The sequence below is a fragment of the Burkholderia sp. Ac-20349 genome (assembly GCF_017104865.1).
Classification (GTDB): Bacteria; Pseudomonadota; Gammaproteobacteria; order Burkholderiales; family Burkholderiaceae; genus Burkholderia; species Burkholderia aenigmatica.
In genome coordinates this window covers 1-19,324 of the sequence record NZ_JAAGPM010000011.1, presented here as the reverse complement: position 1 = coordinate 19,324, position 19,324 = coordinate 1, and the positions used below count along the sequence as shown (strand labels likewise).

Annotated in this window: 15 protein-coding genes; 7 read left to right on the top strand and 8 right to left on the bottom strand. The window is 65.0% G+C overall.

The annotated features are described in order from the left end of the window. Positions 1–2: 2 nt before the first annotated feature. From G3N61_RS06020 to clpS, 4 genes are all read right to left on the bottom strand, one after another. Positions 3–773 (bottom strand): hypothetical protein, encoded by a 771-nt coding sequence (locus G3N61_RS06020; protein ID WP_205821852.1) that lies wholly within the window; start codon positions 771–773, stop codon positions 3–5. Positions 774–909: 136 nt separating this feature from the next. Further along, positions 910–2,289, bottom strand: a complete 1,380-nt coding sequence (locus G3N61_RS06015) for an amino acid permease (RefSeq protein WP_205821851.1) — start codon at positions 2,287–2,289, stop codon at positions 910–912. 104 nt (positions 2,290–2,393) lie between these two features. Beyond that, positions 2,394–4,694: an ATP-dependent Clp protease ATP-binding subunit ClpA gene (gene clpA, locus G3N61_RS06010; protein WP_043190014.1), complete on the bottom strand. Its 2,301-nt coding sequence runs from the start codon at positions 4,692–4,694 to the stop codon at positions 2,394–2,396. After that, complete coding sequence (gene clpS, locus G3N61_RS06005; protein WP_006398529.1) at positions 4,691–5,005, bottom strand: ATP-dependent Clp protease adapter ClpS; 315 nt, start codon at positions 5,003–5,005, stop codon at positions 4,691–4,693. Before clpS ends, clpA begins: the two co-directional genes overlap by 4 nt. Before the next feature lie 546 nt (positions 5,006–5,551). Between clpS and G3N61_RS06000 the strand changes: the two genes are divergently transcribed. Next, positions 5,552–5,755, top strand: coding sequence for a cold-shock protein (locus tag G3N61_RS06000; RefSeq protein ID WP_006478030.1), 204 nt, complete (start codon positions 5,552–5,554; stop codon positions 5,753–5,755). A 184-nt stretch (positions 5,756–5,939) separates the two neighbouring features. Here G3N61_RS06000 and G3N61_RS05995 read toward each other — a convergent pair whose 3' ends face one another. Next, positions 5,940–7,553 carry a multicopper oxidase family protein gene (locus tag G3N61_RS05995; protein ID WP_205821850.1) on the bottom strand — a complete coding sequence of 538 codons (1,614 nt, stop codon included), beginning with the start codon at positions 7,551–7,553 and terminating at the stop codon, positions 5,940–5,942. 654 nt (positions 7,554–8,207) lie between these two features. Here G3N61_RS05995 and G3N61_RS05990 point away from each other — a divergent pair. After that, complete coding sequence (locus tag G3N61_RS05990) at positions 8,208–8,432, top strand: hypothetical protein (RefSeq protein ID WP_043190017.1); 225 nt, start codon at positions 8,208–8,210, stop codon at positions 8,430–8,432. A gap of 123 nt (positions 8,433–8,555) precedes the next feature. Here the strand turns inward: G3N61_RS05990 and G3N61_RS05985 are convergent, their stop codons facing one another. Together G3N61_RS05985 and icd are read right to left on the bottom strand one after the other, a co-directional pair. Continuing rightward, positions 8,556–10,784, bottom strand: coding sequence for an NADP-dependent isocitrate dehydrogenase (locus G3N61_RS05985; protein ID WP_043190020.1), 2,229 nt, complete (start codon positions 10,782–10,784; stop codon positions 8,556–8,558). 280 nt (positions 10,785–11,064) lie between these two features. Next, positions 11,065–12,321: an NADP-dependent isocitrate dehydrogenase gene (gene icd, locus G3N61_RS05980; protein ID WP_006478026.1), complete on the bottom strand. Its 1,257-nt coding sequence runs from the start codon at positions 12,319–12,321 to the stop codon at positions 11,065–11,067. 277 nt (positions 12,322–12,598) lie between these two features. On the opposite strand from icd, the gene G3N61_RS05975 reads away from it, so the two are divergent. From G3N61_RS05975 to G3N61_RS05955, 5 genes are all read left to right on the top strand, one after another. Next, positions 12,599–13,177 (top strand): pseudouridine synthase, encoded by a 579-nt coding sequence (locus G3N61_RS05975; protein ID WP_043190023.1) that lies wholly within the window; start codon positions 12,599–12,601, stop codon positions 13,175–13,177. A 281-nt stretch (positions 13,178–13,458) separates the two neighbouring features. Continuing rightward, complete coding sequence (locus tag G3N61_RS05970; RefSeq protein WP_011352970.1) at positions 13,459–13,674, top strand: hypothetical protein; 216 nt, start codon at positions 13,459–13,461, stop codon at positions 13,672–13,674. 160 nt (positions 13,675–13,834) lie between these two features. Next, the gene (locus G3N61_RS05965) at positions 13,835–14,335 is read left to right on the top strand and encodes a DUF192 domain-containing protein (RefSeq protein ID WP_089451158.1); all 501 of its coding nucleotides are present in this window, start codon (positions 13,835–13,837) and stop codon (positions 14,333–14,335) included. A 218-nt stretch (positions 14,336–14,553) separates the two neighbouring features. Next, positions 14,554–16,665, top strand: a complete 2,112-nt coding sequence (gene fusA / locus G3N61_RS05960; protein WP_043190027.1) for an elongation factor G — start codon at positions 14,554–14,556, stop codon at positions 16,663–16,665. Positions 16,666–16,827: 162 nt separating this feature from the next. Then, positions 16,828–17,844, top strand: a complete 1,017-nt coding sequence (locus G3N61_RS05955; protein WP_179258722.1) for a HoxN/HupN/NixA family nickel/cobalt transporter — start codon at positions 16,828–16,830, stop codon at positions 17,842–17,844. 1,209 nt (positions 17,845–19,053) lie between these two features. Here G3N61_RS05955 and G3N61_RS40245 read toward each other — a convergent pair. Beyond that, positions 19,054–19,324, bottom strand: a 271-nt coding sequence (locus G3N61_RS40245; RefSeq protein ID WP_205821849.1) for a hypothetical protein, incomplete at its 5' end; no start/stop codon positions are given.

The following is a 19,324-nucleotide window of genomic DNA, read 5'->3' as shown; positions in this document are numbered from 1 at the left end:
CGTCATTCCTCGACGGGTTGTGCGATCCGCACGGGCGTCAGGTCGCGCTGCCGCGCCTGGGCCACGATCGCGTAGATCACCAGCGCGACCAGCACCCCAAGCAGCACGGCCGACGAACCGATCGTGCCGAGCGCGAGACCGCCCTTCGCCGCCGGCTTCGTCAGCAGGTCGCCGACCGTCGCGCCGAACGGGCGCGTGAGCACGAACGCGGCCCAGAACAGCAGCACACCCGAGATCCGCGTGAAGTAGTGGGCGAGCACGATCAGCGCGAGCAGCCCGCCGATCAGCAGCGCGCCGCCGCCGAAGCCGAGCCCGGAGCTGTCCGCGAGGAAATCGCCGAGCGCGGTGCCGAGCGTATTCGAGAACAGGATCGCGATCCAGTACAGCAGCTCGACCTTGCGCGTACGGATCAGGTCGACCGACAGCGATTCGCCGCTGAGTCGCCACACCGCGAAGATGGCCAGCAGGATCGCGACCAGGATCGACGAGCCGGCTGCATAGCCGAGGCCGAGCGTGCGGTCCATGAAGTCCGACATCGTGGTGCCGGCCGTGCTCGTCGCGACGATCACGGCCCAGTAGATGGCCGGGCGATAGCGTGTCGTTTTGAGCTGCGCGCCCAGCGTCACGAGAAAGAAACCGAACAGCAGGATGGAGCTCACCGCGTAGCCGACGTTCAGCGTCATCGACAGCAGGTCGCCGCCGGTTTCGCCAAGCGTAGTCGCGCAGATCTTCATGATCCAGAACGCGAGCGTGATTTCGGGAAGTTTGTTCATTCGAACCCCTTTATGCAGGAAAGCGGCGGTCCGGCGCGTGCCGGCCCGCCTTGCAGACAGGATCGAATGTAGTCGCCGCGGGCTTAACGGCACCTTAGCGAACGGGGAATCGACGCGGGCGGCCGCGCCATGGCCATCAACGCGCGTGTTGGTGCCGGTAATGCAGCGCGTACGCGAGCGTGAGCAGCACGACGAACACGACGCCGACCACCATCGTCATCCGGAATTCACGCGTGAACGCGGTCGTGAACAGGATCGCCGCGACGAGCCCCGCACCGAGCAGGCTGCCGAACGGGTGCCCCCACATCCGGAACGCGAGCGCGGGGCCGCGATACCGCGCACGGAAGCGCAGGTGCGTGACGAAGATCATCAGCCACGTGAACAGCGCGCCGAACATCGCGATCGCCATCATCACGGTGAACGCGGTGTCGGGTGCCAGCGCGACCAGCACGGCCGCCACCGCGACGCCGCTCGTCGAGATCCACAGCGCCGCGCGCGGCACGCCATTCGTGCCGAGCTGGCCGAACACCGCCGGCGCGAGTCGCGCGCGCGACAGGCTGAACATCATCCGCGTCGTCACGTAAAGCTGGCTGTTCATCGCCGACAGCGCCGCGATCAGCAGCACGAAGTTGATCACGCCTGCCGCGTACGGCACGTGAGTCGCAGCCATCACCTTCACGAACGGGCTTTCGTCGGTACCGGCCTGCGTCCACGGCACGATCGCGAGCATCAGCGACAGCGTCAGCAGGTAGAACAGCACGAGCCGGAACACGGTCGAGCGGAACGCGCGCGTGACCGCGTGCTGCGGATCGCGTGCCTCGCCGGCCGCGATCGCGACGGCTTCGATGCTCATGTAGCTGAAGATCGCGACGATCACCGCGACCCAGGTACCCCACGGCCCCTTCGGCATGAAGCCGCCGTGCGCGGTGTAGTTCGCGAAACCGATGCCCGATGCGGCCGGCGCCGACCACACGAGATACGCACCGAGCACGATGAACACGATGATCGCCGCAATCTTCAGCAGCGAGAACGCATATTCGACCGTGCCGTACAGCGTGACGCTCGCGAGATTCACGGCGATCAGCAGCGCGGAGAAGCCGATTACCCAGTACCAGCCGGGCACGGCCGGGAACCAGTACTTCATGAACACGGCGATCGCGCTGATCTCGGTGCCGATCGCAAACACGACCGCGAACCAGTACGCATAGCGCACCAGGAAGCCCGCGAGCGGGCCGACATAGTGCTCGGCATACGCGCCGAACGAGCCGGCCGTCGGATGTGCGACCGTCATTTCCGCGAGCGCGCCCATCAGCAGCAGCGCGATCAACGCACCGATCGCATACGAGACCAGCACGCTCGGGCCGGCGAGCCCGATCGCGAACCCGCTGCCGAGGAACAGCCCCGTGCCGATCGCGCCGCCGATCGCGATCATCGCCATCTGCCCTGACGTCAGCGCATGGCGCAAACCCTGTTCGCGCGCGACGATGTCGTCGAACGTCCGTTGTTGTTGTGTCACTGCGTTGCCACTCCCCTGCACCACCCACGCGCCGCCGGCGCCAGATAAAACGAAACGGCGCGGAAGACATCCCGCGCCGTTCGCATGAACTACCCGATTATCGCTTACTCGACTTCGACCGCCTCTTCGTTCGGCTTGTGCGGCGGATTCGCCAGCTTGTCGAACGACAGCTGCACCTTGTCGTTTTCGTCGACGTCGACCGTCACGTGGCCGCCGTTGACGAGCTTGCCGAACAGCAGCTCGTCGGCCAGCGCGCGCCGGATCGTGTCCTGGATCAGCCGCTGCATCGGCCGCGCGCCCATCAGCGGGTCGAAGCCGTGCTTCGCGAGATGCTTGCGCAACGCGTCGGTGAAGAGCGCGTCGACCTTCTTCTCGTGCAGCTGTTCCTCGAGCTGGATCAGGAACTTGTCGACCACGCGCATGATGATTTCCTCATCGAGCGAGCGGAAGCTGATGATCGAATCCAGGCGGTTGCGGAACTCCGGCGTGAACAGGCGCTTGATGTCGGTCATCTCGTCGCCCGTCTCGCGGCGCGTCGTGAAGCCGATCGTCGCCTTCTGCATCGACTCGGCGCCCGCGTTCGTCGTCATGATGATGATGACGTTGCGGAAATCCGCCTTGCGGCCGTTGTTGTCCGTCAGCGTGCCGTGGTCCATCACCTGCAGCAGCACGTTGAAGATGTCCGGATGCGCCTTCTCGATTTCGTCGAGCAGCAGCACGCAGTGCGGCTTCTTCGTGACGGCTTCGGTCAAGAGGCCGCCCTGGTCGAACCCGACATAGCCCGGCGGCGCGCCGATCAGGCGGCTCACCGCGTGACGCTCCATGTATTCCGACATGTCGAAGCGGATCAGCTCGATGCCGAGCGTGAACGCGAGCTGGCGCGCCACTTCGGTCTTGCCGACGCCCGTCGGGCCGGAGAACAGGAACGCGCCGATCGGCTTGTCCATCTTGCCGAGGCCCGCGCGCGCCATCTTGATCGACGCAGCCAGTGCGTCGATCGCCGGATCCTGGCCGAACACGACGCTCTTCAGGTCGCGGTCGAGCGTCTGCAGCTTGCTGCGGTCGTCCTGCGACACGCTCTGCGGCGGCACACGCGCGATCTTCGAGATGATTTCCTCGATTTCGCTCTTGCCGATCGTCTTCTTCTGCTTCGACTTCGGCAGGATGCGCTGGGCGGCACCCGCTTCGTCGATCACGTCGATCGCCTTGTCCGGCAGGTGACGGTCGGTGATGAAGCGTGCCGACAGTTCGGCCGCGGCCGACAGCGCACCCGACGAATACTTGACGCCGTGATGCTCCTCGAAGCGCGACTTCAGCCCGCGCAGGATCGCGACCGTCTGCTCGACGGTCGGCTCCGTCACGTCGACCTTCTGGAAGCGCCGCGACAGCGCCGCATCCTTCTCGAAGATGCCGCGATACTCGGTGAAGGTGGTCGCGCCGATGCACTTGAGCGTGCCCGACGACAGTGCAGGCTTCAGCAGGTTCGACGCATCGAGCGTGCCGCCCGACGCGGCACCCGCGCCGATCAGCGTATGGATTTCGTCGATGAACAGGATCGCGTGCGGACGCTCCTTCAGCTCTTTCAGCACCGTCTTCAGACGTTGCTCGAAATCGCCGCGGTACTTGGTGCCCGCGAGCAGCGCGCCCATGTCGAGCGAGTAGACCTGCGCGTTCGCGAGGATGTCCGGCACCTCGCCGCGCGTGATGCGATACGCGAGCCCTTCCGCGATCGCGGTCTTGCCGACACCGGCCTCGCCGACGAGCAGCGGATTGTTCTTGCGGCGACGGCACAGCACCTGGACCACGCGCTCGACCTCGGGCTCGCGACCGATCAGCGGATCGATGCGGCCGTCCTTCGCCATCTGGTTCAGGTTCTGCGTGAATTGCGCGAGCGGCGTTTCCTTCTGCGCATTCGCGTCTTCGCTTTCCGCGTTCGCATCGGCCGACTTTGCGGCTTCGCCGTTGTTCGTCTTCGCGATGCCGTGCGAAATGAAGTTCACGACGTCGAGGCGCGTGACGCCCTGCTGCTGCAGGTAGTACACCGCGTGCGAATCCTTCTCGCCGAAGATCGCGACCAGCACGTTCGCGCCGGTGACTTCCTTCTTGCCGTTCGACGTCGACTGGACGTGCATGATCGCGCGCTGGATCACGCGCTGGAAACCGAGCGTCGGCTGGGTATCGACATCGTCGGTGCCCGGGACGGTAGGTGTGTTGTCGTGGATGAAATTGCGCAGGTTCTGACGCAAGTCCTCGATGTTTGCCGCGCACGCGCGCAACACCTCGGCTGCCGTCGGATTATCCAGCAGGGCCAGCAGCAAATGCTCGACCGTAATGAACTCATGGCGCGCCTGGCGTGCTTCCATGAACGCCATGTGCAGGCTGACTTCCAATTCCTGGGCAATCATGCTTCCTCCATCACGCACTGCAGCGGATGCCCGGCCTGCCGCGCATGGGTAACGACTTGCTCAACCTTGGTCGACGCGATGTCCCGCGTATAGACCCCACAAACCCCTCGCCCTTCGCGATGGACCTTCAGCATGATCTGCGTGGCCGTCTCGCGATCCTTCTTGAAATACTCCTGGACCACCATCACGACGAACTCCATCGGTGTGAAGTCGTCGTTCAGCAGCACCACCTTGTACATCGAAGGCGGCTTGAGCTTCTGCTGCTTGCGTTCCAGGACGGTGCTGTCCTGCTTGTCCGGGATAATCGCCATACACCCATTCTAAACAACTCGGACAGGCCCGCAATCCTGCCATTACCCGACCGACCGGCCGGCGCCCTCCCCGGAATCCCGGAACACGCGATCTTCTTCGTGCCATACGAAAGCCGGCTGCGGTGCCGGCTTTCACGCGTGGCGCGGAACACGAACCGTCAGGGGGAACCGCACCGGAACGTCGTGTCCGCATCCAGTATCCCACAAGCCGGGACGACTCGAACGCGTGTCACTCGAGCCTGGTATATGAGCCGATTATGCGGCTTTTCAAGACCTCGCGCTTGGCCGCGTGCTGCCAAGCAAAGCCGGAAAAACCCTGAAAATGGGTTCTTTACAACGACCCTCTAAACGTCTAAAAATTCCACTTGACACTCCAATAAAGAGCGCCAACAATCAAGCTGGCACTTTTTTCAATTTGCCGGTTGGCAAAATGAAAGAGGCCGAAGGTGAGCTTGTGAGGGGGGAACGGCTGTATTTTCCGGTCGTTTAGCTTTTCGAGCGTGCTCGTGGTAAGTAGCAGCGACTGTGTGACAGGGGAAGTAGGAAATGGCAACTGGTATCGTTAAGTGGTTCAACGACGCGAAGGGCTTCGGTTTCATCACTCCCGATGAGGGCGGTGAAGATCTGTTTGCGCACTTCTCGGCTATCACCATGAATGGCTTCAAGACGCTGAAGGAAGGCCAGAAGGTGAGCTTTGACGTCGTTCAAGGACCGAAGGGCAAGCAAGCGTCGAACATCCAGGCCGCATAAGGCACCGGATATCTGACGAAGAAACCCGGCGCATGTATTGCGCCGGGTTTCTTTATTTGAGGCCGGCCAATCGATAATCGATTGGCCGGCCTTTTCGTTCAATCCCGATAATTGAACACGCATTGTCTTGTCTCGCGCGCAAATCGGATACTCGTCCGGCACGTGAAACATAATCACTACTTCGTTACACGACCTTCAGCGTGCCCATCATGCCGAGATCCTCGTGTTCGAGAATGTGGCAATGAAACATGCGCTCGCCGGGCATGTCTTGCGTGACGAGAATCGTCACGGTTTCACCGCTGCGCACGTTCACGGTATCGCGCCATGCACGGAACGGTTCGCTCGTGCGCGAACCGCCCGACGCACGCTCGATCACCTGGAACTGCGTGCCGTGCAGGTGGAACGGGTGATCCATGTCGGTGCCATTGCGGATCGTCCAGCGCTCGACGTCGCCACGGCGGCTCGTGAGCGTCGCGCGGTGCGGCGCGTAGGTGTCGCCGTTGATCGTGAAGCGCATGCCCGCCGGGCGGCCGTGCGCCCCGCCCTTCATCATCGCGTCCATGTCCATCTCTTCGCCGAACGCGACCTCCTTGTGCGCGACCGGCTCGCCCAGCGGCGGCACCGCGCGCAGCGTCGCCGGCAGCACACGTGCGGCGGCCGGCGCGAATGCGACGTTGGCCAGGGCCAGGGCCAGCGCCGGATCGGGCGGCAGGCTGCCGTGCCCGTCATCGTGCGACATCGACATCGTGCGGCGGTCGTAGTCAGCCGCCTGCAACACCGCGTGCGACGGGCGATCGCCGGCACGCACCAGCAGCTCCGCCCGTTCGCCCGGCGCGATCAGCAGCGACGTGACGCGGCGCGGTGCGTCGAACAGCCCGCCGTCGGTGCCCGCGTGCTCGAACGCACGGCCGTCGTCGAACGCGACGCGCAGGTAGCGCGCGCTGCACGCGTTCCACACGCGCCAGCGCTCGTCGCCCGCGACGTCGAGCCGCGGCCGGCGCGCGCCGTTGACCAGCACGAACTGGCCCTCGCGGCCGTTCATCCAGTCCATCATGTCGTTCGGTGCAATCGTGCCGTCGCGCGCAAGCTTCAGGTCCGACACAAACAGGTTGCGCTCGGGCCAGCCGGCCAGCGGATCGTCCGCGGCGCGCACGACGAACGGGCCGGCCAGCCCGCGGAAGACCTGCTCGGCCGTCATCATGTGCGGATGCGGGTGGTACCAGTAGGTGCCGGCACTCCCCTTCGGCAGCGTGAAGCGGTACACGCGCGACGCGCCGGGCGCGACGGGATCGGACGGATTACCGTCCTGGTCGGGCGGCACGGGCAGGCCGTGCCAGTGGATCGTCGACGGCTGCGGTAGCTGGTTCACGAACTTGATCTCGACCGTGTCGCCCTCGCGCACGTCGATCAGCGGACCGACGACGGGGCCCTGCGTGCCCGCACCGAACTGCCAGAACGTGGTCGGCCGCGCGCCGTGCAGCATCGGGCGCGCTACCGGCTGCGCCACCAGCGTGGCCCGGAACGTGCCGGGCTCGCGGCTTTCGTTCGCGAGCGTGCGCAGCGCCGCAAGCGGCGCGCCGGCCGGCAGCGCGTCGGCGGCCGCGAGCGCAGCCGGGGCGGACTTGCCGTGCTGCCCGTGCCCTGCCATCCCCGACATGCCGGACATGCCTGGCATGTCGTCCATCGAGTCCATACCGGCCATGCCTGCGTGACCGGCATGCTGCGCCCACGCGGCGCGCGCGAACAGCGACGCGGCCGCGACACCGATGGCGCGCGACAGGAAGGTTCTCCGTATCATCAATCGTTCCTCGTTATCCATGCTGCGTCGCGCGGCCGCCGCAACGCCCGCGCCGGCGGGCTGTCGCTCGATGCGCGACGCGAATCCTGATGCCCGCGTCATCATAACCGCAGGCCCATATTGAAAAGCGCCGCCGCCGGCCGGGCGGCGATACGCCGCAGCGTTCAACAACGCCGTACCCGATTCATGCACGTCGACCGACATCGCCGACCGGCGCTGCACGGCGAGTCACGCGCGACCGCAACCCCACTCAATCCCGCCCCTTGCGGCTTCCAGGTGGTCGCCCGGCGCCTGTCGTTCGGCCCCGCCTTGGCGCTTGCCGCACCACCCGCCCGCCATCCCGTCAATTTTTCACAATGCGGAACAAGTCTCTGCGTTGTAAAAATTCGTGGTGCAGGGCACAAATTTCCCGTTTCGCGATGCCAAAAAACGTTCCGCAATACAAAACGATGCAAATAATTATTTGTTTTTAAAAGAGAATTTTTGTTTAGTGAAGCTGTTCTACATGCACCATCCGATCGGGTCCCGGACGTAGACTTTGTTCCATGCACTGACGCTTCGCCACGACGTTCGATACGGAACCCGGTGCAAGCAGCCAGTCGGGCCACCAGATGGCACAACAGAATCGCTTGTGATCAGAAAGGGAGAACGGAAATGAAGGGATTTCGCTTTGGTTCAGCGCTCGGGTCGTTCTACATCCTGCCGGGTAACGGCGGCTGGGAAGCGACGTTCGGCAACGCCCTGCTCGGCGCGTTCTCGTGCCCCGAAGTGGCAGCCGACCACATCTCCCGCGGCGACTGCGAGCAACCGTCCGAACTGGATACGGCCACGCTCGAAGTGCCGCACGAAATCGCCGAATGGGAAATCGTTCACGTCTGAATGGCAAGCCTGCAACGAAAAACGCCCCGGGCGTCCGGGGCGTTTTCCTTTTGTAACGGGCGGCAGGCGGCAATGCCCACCGCGCCGGTACACGCATCGACTCGCGCGATCGCGCGGCCCGCGTCAGGCGACCGCGTCGACGATGCCGTTCAGCGTCGCGCTCGGGCGCATGGCCTGGCTCGTCAGGTCGACGTTCGGACGGTAGTAACCGCCGATGGCCTGCGCGTTGCCCTGCGCAGCCGCCAGTTCTTCCAGGATGCGCGCTTCGTTGTCGGACAGCGCCTTCGCCACGCCTTCGAACTGCGCCTTCAGCGCCGCGTCGTCGCTCTGCTCGGCCAGCGCCTGCGCCCAGTACAGGCACAGGTAGAAGTGGCTGCCGCGGTTGTCGAGGCCGCCGACCTTGCGCGCCGGCGACTTGTTCTCGTCCAGGAACTTGCCGGTCGCCTGGTCGAGCGTCTTCGCGAGCACGACCGCCTTCGGGTTCTGGTAGGCGTTGCCGAGGTGCTCGAGCGACGCGGCCAGCGCGAGGAATTCGCCGAGCGAATCCCAGCGCAGGAAGCCTTCCTCGACGAACTGCTGCACGTGCTTCGGCGCGGAGCCGCCCGCCCCCGTTTCGAACATCCCGCCGCCGGCCATCAGCGGCACGATCGACAGCATCTTCGCGCTGGTGCCGAGTTCCATGATCGGGAACAGGTCGGTCAGGTAGTCGCGCAGCACGTTGCCGGTGACCGAGATCGTGTCCTTGCCCGCGCGGATGCGATCGAGCGAGAAACGCGTCGCGTCGACCGGCGTCATCACGCGGATGTCGAGGCCGTTCGTGTCGTGATCCTTCAGGTAACGCTCGACCTTCGCGATGATCTGCGCGTCGTGTGCGCGAGCCGGATCGAGCCAGAACACGGCCGGTGCGCCGGTCGCGCGCGCGCGGTTCACCGCGAGCTTGACCCAGTCCTGCACCGGTGCGTCCTTCGTCTGGCACATGCGCCAGATGTCGCCCGCTTCCACCGCATGCTCGAGCAGCACGTTGCCCGCTTCGTCGGTGACGCGCACGACGCCGTCCGCCGGGATCTGGAACGTCTTGTCGTGCGAACCGTATTCTTCAGCCGCCTGCGCCATCAGGCCGACGTTCGGCACGCTGCCCATCGTGACCGGATCGAACGCGCCGTGCTGCTTGCAATCCTCGATCACGGCCTGGTAGACACCCGCGTAGCAACGATCCGGAATCACGGCCTTCGCGTCGTACAGTTGGCCGTCCGGGCCCCACATGCCGCCCGAATCGCGGATCATCGCCGGCATCGACGCGTCGACGATCACGTCGCTCGGCACGTGCAGGTTCGTGATGCCCTTGTCGGAGTTGACCATCGCGAGGCGCGGGCGCACGGCGTATTCGGCCTTGATGTCGGCTTCGATCGCTTCGCGCGTGTCGGCCGGCAGGTCCTTCAGGCGCGCGTACAGGTCGCCGATGCCGTTGTTCGGGTTGAAGCCGGCCTGCGCCAGCACGTCAGCGTGCTTCGCGAGCGCGTCGCGGTAGAACACCGACACGAAATGACCGAACAGGACCGGATCGGAGACCTTCATCATGGTCGCCTTCAGGTGCACCGAGAACAGCACGTCCTGCGCCTTCGCATCGGCGATCTGCGCTTCGATGAAGCTGCGCAGCGCGTTGCGGCTCATCACCGATGCGTCGATGACTTCACCGGCCTTCACGGCCGTCTTTTCCTTCAGCACCTTCTTCGCGCCGTCGGCCGTCGTGAGTTCGATCTTCACGCTGCCGGCATCGGCGATCAGCGCCGACTTCTCGCTGCCGTAGAAGTCGCCTTCGCTCATGTGCGCGACGTGCGCCTTCGACGTGGCCTTCCATGCGCCCATCTTGTGCGGATGCTTGCGTGCGTAGTTCTTGACCGACAGCGGCGCGCGGCGGTCGGAGTTGCCTTCGCGCAGCACCGGGTTCACCGCGCTGCCCTTGATCTTGTCGTAGCGGGCCTTGACCGCCTTCTCTTCGTCCGTCGACGGATCTTCCGGATAGGCCGGCAGCTTGTAGCCCTGCGCCTGCAGTTCGGCGATCGCGGCCTTGAGCTGCGGCACCGATGCGCTGATGTTCGGCAGCTTGATGATGTTCGCTTCCGGCTTCAGCGTGAGCTGGCCCAGTTCGGCCAGATCGTCGGCACCCTTCTGCTCGGGCGGCAGGACGTCTGCGAATGCCGCGATGATGCGGCCGGCGAGCGAGATGTCGCGCGTTTCGACGGCGACGCCGGACGAGCGCGTGAAGGCCTTGACGATCGGCAGCAGCGAATAGGTCGCGAGCGCGGGCGCTTCGTCAGTGAGGGTGTAGATGATCTTGGGCGAAGTGGACATGGTCGATGCGTTGCTACTTGAAAATTTGGACTGGGAGCGCCGGCGGGTAACCGGCGGGGAGCGACCGGGTCGGTCGCGAAAGGGGCGCGCCGGCTCAGCCGGGCGGTGGTGTTGCGAGGGCCGTCATGTTCTACCTTGCAGGGGCTCCGGGCCGCATCGCGGCGCCGCGGCCCGCATGCCGGACCGCCCTGCCAACAAACCTGCCATCCACGAAACGCTCCGGCGCCGGCAGTAGGCGCCGGGGCGGCCGGACACGCGCCGGCCCACCCCGGAAGGGGACTTACATGTTCTCGATCAGCACTTCACCGAAGCCCGAGCACGACACCTGCGTCGCACCTTCCATCAGGCGCGCGAAGTCGTATGTGACGCGCTTCTGCAGGATCGACTTCTCCATCGCGGCGATGATCGTGTCGGCTGCTTCCGTCCAGCCGAGGTGGCGCAGCATCATTTCCGCCGACAGGATCTCGGAACCGGGGTTCACGTAATCCTTGCCCGCGTACTTCGGCGCGGTGCCGTGGGTCGCTTCGAACATCGCAACCGAATCCGACAGGTTCGCACCCGGCGCGATCCCGATGCCGCCGACCTGCGCGGCCAGCGCGTCGGAGATGTAGTCGCCATTCAGGTTCAGCGTGGCGATCACGTCGTATTCCGCCGGGCGCAGCAGGATCTGCTGCAGGAACGCATCGGCGATCGAATCCTTGATCACGATCTCGTTGCCCGTCTTCGGGTTCTTCACACGCATCCACGGGCCGCCGTCGATCAGCTCGCCGCCGAATTCCTTCTGCGCGAGCGCGTAGCCGGCATCACGGAACAGGCCTTCCGTGAACTTCATGATGTTGCCCTTGTGCACCAGCGTGACCGACTTGCGATCGTTGTCGATCGCGTACTGGATCGCCTTGCGCACGAGACGCTCGGTGCCTTCGGTCGACACGGGCTTGACGCCGATCCCCGAGGTTTCCGGGAAGCGGATCTTCTTCACGCCCATCTCGTCCTGCAGGAACTTGATCACCTTCTTCGCCTGCTCGGAGCCCGCGGCCCATTCGATGCCTGCGTAGATGTCTTCCGAGTTCTCGCGGAAGATCACCATGTCGATCTTTTGCGGCTCGCGCACCGGCGACGGCACGCCCTTGAAGTACTGCACCGGGCGCAGGCACACGTACAGGTCGAGTTCCTGGCGCAGCGCGACGTTCAGCGACCGGATGCCGCCGCCGACCGGGGTCGTGAGCGGCCCCTTGATCGACACCACGTATTCCTTGAGCACCTGCAGCGTTTCGTCCGGGAGCCACACGTCCGGGCCGTACACCTTCGTCGCCTTCTCGCCCGCGAAGATCTCCATCCAGTGGATCTTGCGCTTGCCCTTGTAGGCATGCGCGACCGCCGCGTCGACGACCTTGATCATGACCGGCGTGATATCGAAGCCCGTACCGTCGCCTTCGATATAGGGAATGATCGGCTGATCGGAAACGTTGAGCGAGAAGTCCTTGTTGACGGTGATCTTGTCACCGCCTTCCGGAACCTTGATGTGCTGATACGGCATGATCGACTCCAGTGACGTGGCTGAGCAGGTGATGCTGGTCGAAGCTGCGCGCGCGGCGGGGGCGCGGCATGGCCACCCCGTGACGGCAACAGCGAGCCGCTATTCTAGCGCCCCAACCGGGCACTTCGGCATGAAGCGCGGCACTGCGTATCAAGACCCCACTTATGTCTTATATAAGACAGAGGACTTGCCGTTCCGTATTATGCATTAAGATTCCGCCATTTGCCATAGACCGCCCGCCCCCGCTTCCCGCGGCCCGCCGGGCGGACGCCCCGCCATGAACCTGATCGCCCTCAACAAGCCGTTCGGCACGATTTGCCAGTTTTCCGCGCACGAGACGCGCCCGTCGCTCGGCGACTGGGTAAAAACGCCCGGCGTCTACGCGGCCGGCCGGCTGGACGCGGACAGCGAGGGCTTGCTGCTGCTCACCGACGACGGCGCGCTGCAGGCGCGCATCGCCGAACCGCGCCACAAGCTCGTCAAGCGCTACTGGGCACAGGTCGAGGGTGCGCCCGGCCCCGCCGACCTGAAGGCGCTCGCGCGCGGCGTCGACCTCGGCGACTACGTGACGCGCCCATGCCGCGCCGAATTCATCGAACCGCCCGACACGCTGTGGCCGCGCAACCCGCCGATCCGCTACCGCGCCGCGATCCCGACGACGTGGATCGAGCTGGCGATCACCGAAGGCAAGAACCGGCAGGTGCGCCGGATGACGGCGGCCGTCGGCTTCCCGACGTTGCGCCTGGTGCGCGTCGGCGTCGGAGCGCTGGATATATTCGCGCTCGGCATTGCACCGGGAGAAACAATCGCGCTGCCGCCGCGCGCGCCGTGGGACGGTTTCGCGCCCGCCGGATGACGAATTCGCGACGGGCGAATTTTTCGTCATCTTTTTCGTCAACCGCCTGCGAAGATCGCGCGTTAAACCACGCAGATGCCAACCTTAGCTATCCGGCATTGGCAGCCGAACCCGTGTTTGCGTCACGAAAGCGACGTTTTAATCGAATACGATTCGGCGCCCGCAGCGCAATGAGAAATTTCTCGAAGCGTCTGTCAACCGAAAGGTGGATGGCACCGTTAGACGACATGACTCCTATTGCCGGGTCATTTGGTTAATTAACTAAAGCTGAGGAACACAACATGAACAAACTGATCGCCGCTCTGGTCGCTGGCCTCTTCGCAACGGCTGCTTTCGCACAAGCATCGGCTCCGGAAGCTGCTCCGGCAGCTGCTGAAGCTGCTTCGGCACCGGCTAAGCACGCTGCTAAGAAGCACCACGCAGCTAAGAAGCACCACAAGGCATCGAAGAAGGCTGCAGCAAGCGACGCAGCAGCACCGGCAGCTGCTTCGAACTAAGTAAGCTTGCTGTAATAACGCAGTCAAGAACACGCAGTCTTGCCGTTCTTACGGCGTTGAAAGGCAGATCACCGCAAGGCGATCTGCCTTTTTCTTTTGTGTGCCCGCCGGTGCGCATCGCGTACCATGCGGGTCTCGTTTTCCAGATAGGAGCCTTGCTGTGCAATTCTCCCTGCGCTCGTCGCTCGGCCGCCTTGCGCGCGCCGCCGTGTTTCCCGCCGCGCTCGCCGTCCTCGCGCTCGGCATGCAGGCCGCCAGCGCGCAAGTGCCCCCTGGCGCCAAGCAGCCGAGCGAATTCCCGCGCGTGAAGCTGCGCGCCGGCATGTACGTGATCGACGCGGCCGTCGCCGCGAACGACCCCGACCGCGAACAGGGGCTGATGTACCGTTCGCAGCTCGCGCCGAACGAAGGCATGCTGTTCGTGTTCAACGAGAACGCGGTGCACTGCTTCTGGATGAAGAACACGCTGATCCCGCTGTCGATCGCGTTCATCCGCGCGGACGGCACGATCACCGACATCGACGAGATGAAGGCCGAGACGACCGACAACCACTGCCCGCGCAACAACGGCGTCTACGCGCTCGAAATGAGCAAGGGCTGGTTCGCAGCGAAGGGCATCAAGCCCGGCATGAAGCTCGAAGGGCTGCCGAAGGCCCAGTAACGGCCATTGCCGCGGCGTCGCGCCGCGCATCGACCGAAGCCGGCCGCCCGTTGCGCGCCGGCTTTTTTTTCGCCCGCCGGCAGTGGCACCCGGCTTGATTCCGCCCGTGCTGGCCGCATCTGCAAAAGCCACGCGCAAGCGCTATGCTTTAAGTCTCGCTAGTCCAGCCCGGGCCGGCCCCGCCGGCCCGCTTACGATCCGAACCTAAGGAGGTTCACGTGCCCCGCAAAACCCCCATCGAGCGCTATCGCAATATCGGGATCAGCGCTCACATCGATGCCGGCAAAACCACGACGACCGAACGCATCCTGTTTTACACCGGCGTGAGCCACAAGATCGGTGAAGTGCACGACGGCGCGGCCACGATGGACTGGATGGAGCAGGAGCAGGAACGCGGCATCACGATCACGTCGGCGGCGACCACGGCCTTCTGGAAGGGCATGGCCGGCAATTATCCGGAGCACCGGATCAACATCATCGACACGCCCGGGCACGTCGACTTCACGATCGAAGTCGAGCGCTCGATGCGCGTGCTCGACGGCGCGTGCATGGTCTACGACTCGGTCGGCGGCGTGCAGCCGCAGTCTGAAACCGTCTGGCGCCAGGCCAACAAGTACAAGGTGCCGCGCATCGCGTTCGTCAACAAGATGGACCGCATCGGCGCCGATTTCTTCCGCGTGCAGCGGCAGATCGGCGAGCGCCTGAAAGGCGTCGCCGTGCCGATCCAGATTCCGATCGGCGCGGAAGATCATTTCCAGGGCGTCGTCGATCTCGTGAAGATGAAGGCGATCGTGTGGGACGACGAAAGCCAGGGCGTGAAGTTCGCGTACGAGGACATCCCCGCGAACCTGGTCGAGCTTGCGCACGAATGGCGCGAGAAGATGGTCGAGGCCGCGGCGGAAGCGAGCGAGGAACTGCTCGAGAAGTACCTGCACGACCATGAATCGCTGACCGAGGACGAAATCAAGGCCGCGCTGCGCAAGCGCACGATCGCGAACGAGATCGTGCCGATGCTGTGCGGCAGCGCGTTCAAGAACAAGGGCGTGCAGGCGATGCTCGACGCAGTGATCGACTACCTGCCGTCGCCGGTCGACGTGCCGGCCATCCTCGGCCACGACTTCGCCGATCCGGAAAAGCCGGCGGAACGTCATCCGAGCGATGACGAGCCGTTCTCGTCGCTCGCGTTCAAGATCATGACCGACCCGTTCGTCGGCCAGCTGATCTTCTTCCGTGTGTATTCGGGTGTCGTCGAATCGGGCGACACGGTGCTCAACGCGACCAAGGACAAGAAGGAACGGCTCGGCCGGATCCTGCAGATGCACGCGAACGAGCGCAAGGAGATCAAGGAAGTGCGCGCGGGCGACATCGCGGCGGCCGTCGGCCTGAAGGAAGCGACCACCGGCGACACGCTGTGTGATCCGGCCAAGCCGATCATCCTCGAGAAGATGGAGTTCCCGGAGCCGGTGATCTCGCAGGCGGTCGAGCCGAAGACGAAGGCCGACCAGGAAAAGATGGGCCTCGCGCTGAACCGCCTCGCGCAGGAAGATCCGTCGTTCCGCGTGCAGACCGACGAAGAATCCGGCCAGACGATCATTTCGGGGATGGGCGAGCTCCACCTCGAAATCCTGGTCGACCGGATGAAACGCGAATTCGGCGTCGAAGCGACGGTCGGCAAGCCGCAGGTCGCGTATCGCGAGACGGTGCGCACCACGGCGTCCGACGTCGAAGGCAAGTTCGTCAAGCAGTCGGGTGGCCGCGGCCAGTACGGCCACGCGGTGATCACGCTCGAACCGAACCCGGGCAAGGGCTACGAGTTCCTCGACGAGATCAAGGGCGGCGTGATTCCGCGCGAATTCATCCCGGCCGTCGACAAGGGCATCACCGAGACGCTGAAGAGCGGCGTGCTCGCGGGCTACCCGGTCGTCGACGTGAAGGTGCACCTGACGTTCGGCTCGTACCACGACGTCGACTCGAACGAAAACGCGTTCCGGATGGCCGGCTCGATGGCGTTCAAGGAAGCGATGCGCAAGGCGAAGCCCGTGCTGCTCGAGCCGATGATGGCCGTCGAGGTCGAGACGCCCGAGGAATTCATGGGCAACGTGATGGGCGACCTGTCGAGCCGGCGCGGCATCGTGCAGGGGATGGAAGACATCGCGGGTGGCGGCGGCAAGCTCGTGCGCGCCGAAGTGCCGCTTGCGGAAATGTTCGGCTATTCGACGTCGCTGCGCTCGGCCACGCAGGGCCGCGCGACCTACACGATGGAGTTCAAGCAGTACGCGGAAACGCCGGCCAACGTATCGGAAGGCGTGATCAGCGCGAGAGTGAAGTAAGCGCAGCGCGCTCGCGCGCTGTCGCATGCAGGCAAGGCCCGTCCGGTTCCGGACGGGCTTTTTTTCGTCCGCTGCGCACGGTGCACGGCTTTTTGATCGGCACGCCCGGCAATTTTTTCGCGTGACACAATGCATCGCGATTCGTCAGATGGAACCGTCCCGATGCCGTCCACCCCTGCCCTGCGCCGCCTGCTGATCCTCTATGCCGGCCTGATCGCCGCGAATGCCGCTGTCTGGCTGTGGGCGCTCGCGGTGCTGCACGATCATCCGCTGCTGCTCGGCACCGCCGCGATCGCGTATGGGCTCGGCTTGCGCCATGCGGTCGATGCCGACCATATCGCGGCGATCGACGTCGCGACGCGCAAGCTGATGCAGGACGGCCAGCGCCCGGTGAGCGTCGGCCTGTTCTTCTCGCTCGGCCATTCGACGATCGTGATCGCCGCGACGCTCGGCATCGCGCTCACCGCGTTCGCGCTGCGCGACCGGTTCGATGCGTTCCGCGAGATCGGCGGCACGATCGGCACGGCGGTGTCAGCCACCTTCCTGCTCGTGCTCGCGTGCGTGAACCTGGTGATCCTGCGCGATCTGTGGCGGCGCTATCGCGGCACGCACGGGCACGGGCACACGCACGATGCCACGCATGTGCACCGTCCTGCCGGGCTCGTGTCCCGGCTGCTGCGTCCGCTGTTCCGGTTCGTGTCGAAAAGCTGGCACATGTATCCGGTCGGCGTGCTGTTCGGGCTGGGTTTCGATACTGCAACCGAAATCGGCCTGCTCGCGATCGCGGCCGCGCAGGCGAGCCAGGGGCTGCCGGTCTATACGGTGATGCTGTTTCCCGCGCTGTTCACGGCCGGCATGACGCTGATCGATTCAACCGACAACGTGCTGATGATTCATGCGTATGGCTGGGCGATGGACGATCCGCAGCGCAAGCTGCTCTACAACGCGAGCATCACGTTCGTGTCGGCGGCCGTCGCGATCGCGATCGGCGGGATCGAGGCCGCCGGCCTGCTCGCGGACAAGCTGTCGCTGACGGGCCCGGTGCGCGATGCGCTCGACGCGGTCGGCGACCGCTTCGGCACGATCGGCTATGGCATCGTCGCGCTGTTTCTCGTCTGCTGGATCGCGTCGATCCTGTTCCACCGCTGGCAGCGCGCGGCCGACGCGCCGGCGCGCTGAACTTAGCTCAGACGTTTCATTCCGGAAACAAAATTCCCCCCAAAAACGTTGCATGCGCCGTCGCGCGCCTGCGTGCGCCTTGTGCGACGGGCGTAAGCGGCCGGTGGCACGAATCTCGCAGATAGGGATTCTGCACGGCGGGCCCGCATGCCGTTCCGCGATCTCGGCTGGCGTCCAGCGCCCGCCCGAAAGCGATCGGCTGCCGACAGGACTACGAACCTTTACTGGCCCCCTGCACCACACGTAGATCGCCGCGCGGCGACGAGGCATCGCGCGCATGGGGAGGCCATGATGCTCAAGACGAAACAACCGTTCCGTACGCCGGGACGGCGCTATCGCGCAACCTTGTTCGCCGCAGCCGCGTTCGCGTGTTGCTGCTCGTATGCCGTCGCGCAGGATGCGACACCGGACTCCGCGGCCGATGCAGTTGCCAACGCGGACGCCATCATGACGCTGGTCGACGACGCTTCGCCTTGCGCAGCCAATCCGGCTGCGTGCGCGGTGCACGTCTTCGCCGGTGGTCGTGCCGGCGGCAATGGCAATGGCAGCGGCGGCAGCCCCGGTAGCGGAAATGGCAATGGCAGCGGCAGTGGCAACAACGGGAACGGTACCGTCGGACCTGCTGGCGTCGGTGGAACGACGAGCGGAACATCCGGCGGTACGAGTGGTTCGGGTGGCTCGGGCCGCGGAGGGAATGCGTCTGGCACCGGGGGTTCGGGTGGTGGTTCTTCGGGTGGTGGTTCTTCGGGTGGTGGTTCTTCGGGTGGTGGCACTTCCGGTGGTGGCACTTCCGGTGGTGGCACTTCCGGTGGCGGTACTTCCGGTGGCGGTACTTCGGGCGGAGGCACTTCCGGTGGCGGTACTTCCGGTGGCGGTACTTCGGGCGGAGGCACTTCCGGTGGCGGCACTTCGGGCGGAGGCACTTCCGGTGGCGGTACTTCGGGCGGAGGCACTTCCGGTGGCGGTACTTCAGGCGGAGGCACTTCCGGTGGCGGCACTTCCGGTGGCGGTACTTCAGGCGGAGGCACTTCCGGTGGCGGCACTTCCGGTGGCGGCACTTCGGGCGGAGGCACTTCGGGTGGCGGCACTTCGGGCGGAGGCACTTCGGGTGGCGGCACTTCGGGCGGAGGCACTTCGGGCGGAGGCACTTCGGGCGGAGGCACTTCGGGTGGCGGCACTTCGGGCGGAGGCACTTCCGGTGGCGGTACTTCAGGCGGAGGCACTTCCGGCGGCGGCACCTCCGGCGGTGGAGGTCACGGCGGACACGGTGGCCACGGCGGTGGTGGCGATGGTGACGGCGGTGGTCACGGCAACGGCGGCCATGGCGACGGTGATGGCGGTGGTCACGGCAATGGCGGCCATGGCGACGGTGATGGCGGTGGTCACGGCAATGGCGGCCATGGCGACGGTGATGGCGGTGGTCACGGCAATGGCGGCCATGGCGACGGTGATGGCGGTGGTCACGGCAATGGCGGCCATG

What these genes read in the sequence shown, in the direction of transcription:
- G3N61_RS06020 (WP_205821852.1), bottom strand. Translation starts at nt 773, where the DNA reads ATGAACAAACTTCCCGAAATCACGCTCGCGTTCTGGATCATGAAGATC.
- clpA (WP_043190014.1), bottom strand. Translation starts at nt 4,694, where the DNA reads ATGATTGCCCAGGAATTGGAAGTCAGCCTGCACATGGCGTTCATGGAA.
- clpS (WP_006398529.1), bottom strand. Translation starts at nt 5,005, where the DNA reads ATGGCGATTATCCCGGACAAGCAGGACAGCACCGTCCTGGAACGCAAG.
- G3N61_RS06000 (WP_006478030.1), top strand. Translation starts at nt 5,552, where the DNA reads ATGGCAACTGGTATCGTTAAGTGGTTCAACGACGCGAAGGGCTTCGGT.
- G3N61_RS05995 (WP_205821850.1), bottom strand. Translation starts at nt 7,553, where the DNA reads ATGATACGGAGAACCTTCCTGTCGCGCGCCATCGGTGTCGCGGCCGCG.
- G3N61_RS05990 (WP_043190017.1), top strand. Translation starts at nt 8,208, where the DNA reads ATGAAGGGATTTCGCTTTGGTTCAGCGCTCGGGTCGTTCTACATCCTG.
- G3N61_RS05985 (WP_043190020.1), bottom strand. Translation starts at nt 10,784, where the DNA reads ATGTCCACTTCGCCCAAGATCATCTACACCCTCACTGACGAAGCGCCC.
- icd (WP_006478026.1), bottom strand. Translation starts at nt 12,321, where the DNA reads ATGCCGTATCAGCACATCAAGGTTCCGGAAGGCGGTGACAAGATCACC.
- G3N61_RS05975 (WP_043190023.1), top strand. Translation starts at nt 12,599, where the DNA reads ATGAACCTGATCGCCCTCAACAAGCCGTTCGGCACGATTTGCCAGTTT.
- G3N61_RS05970 (WP_011352970.1), top strand. Translation starts at nt 13,459, where the DNA reads ATGAACAAACTGATCGCCGCTCTGGTCGCTGGCCTCTTCGCAACGGCT.
- G3N61_RS05955 (WP_179258722.1), top strand. Translation starts at nt 16,828, where the DNA reads ATGCCGTCCACCCCTGCCCTGCGCCGCCTGCTGATCCTCTATGCCGGC.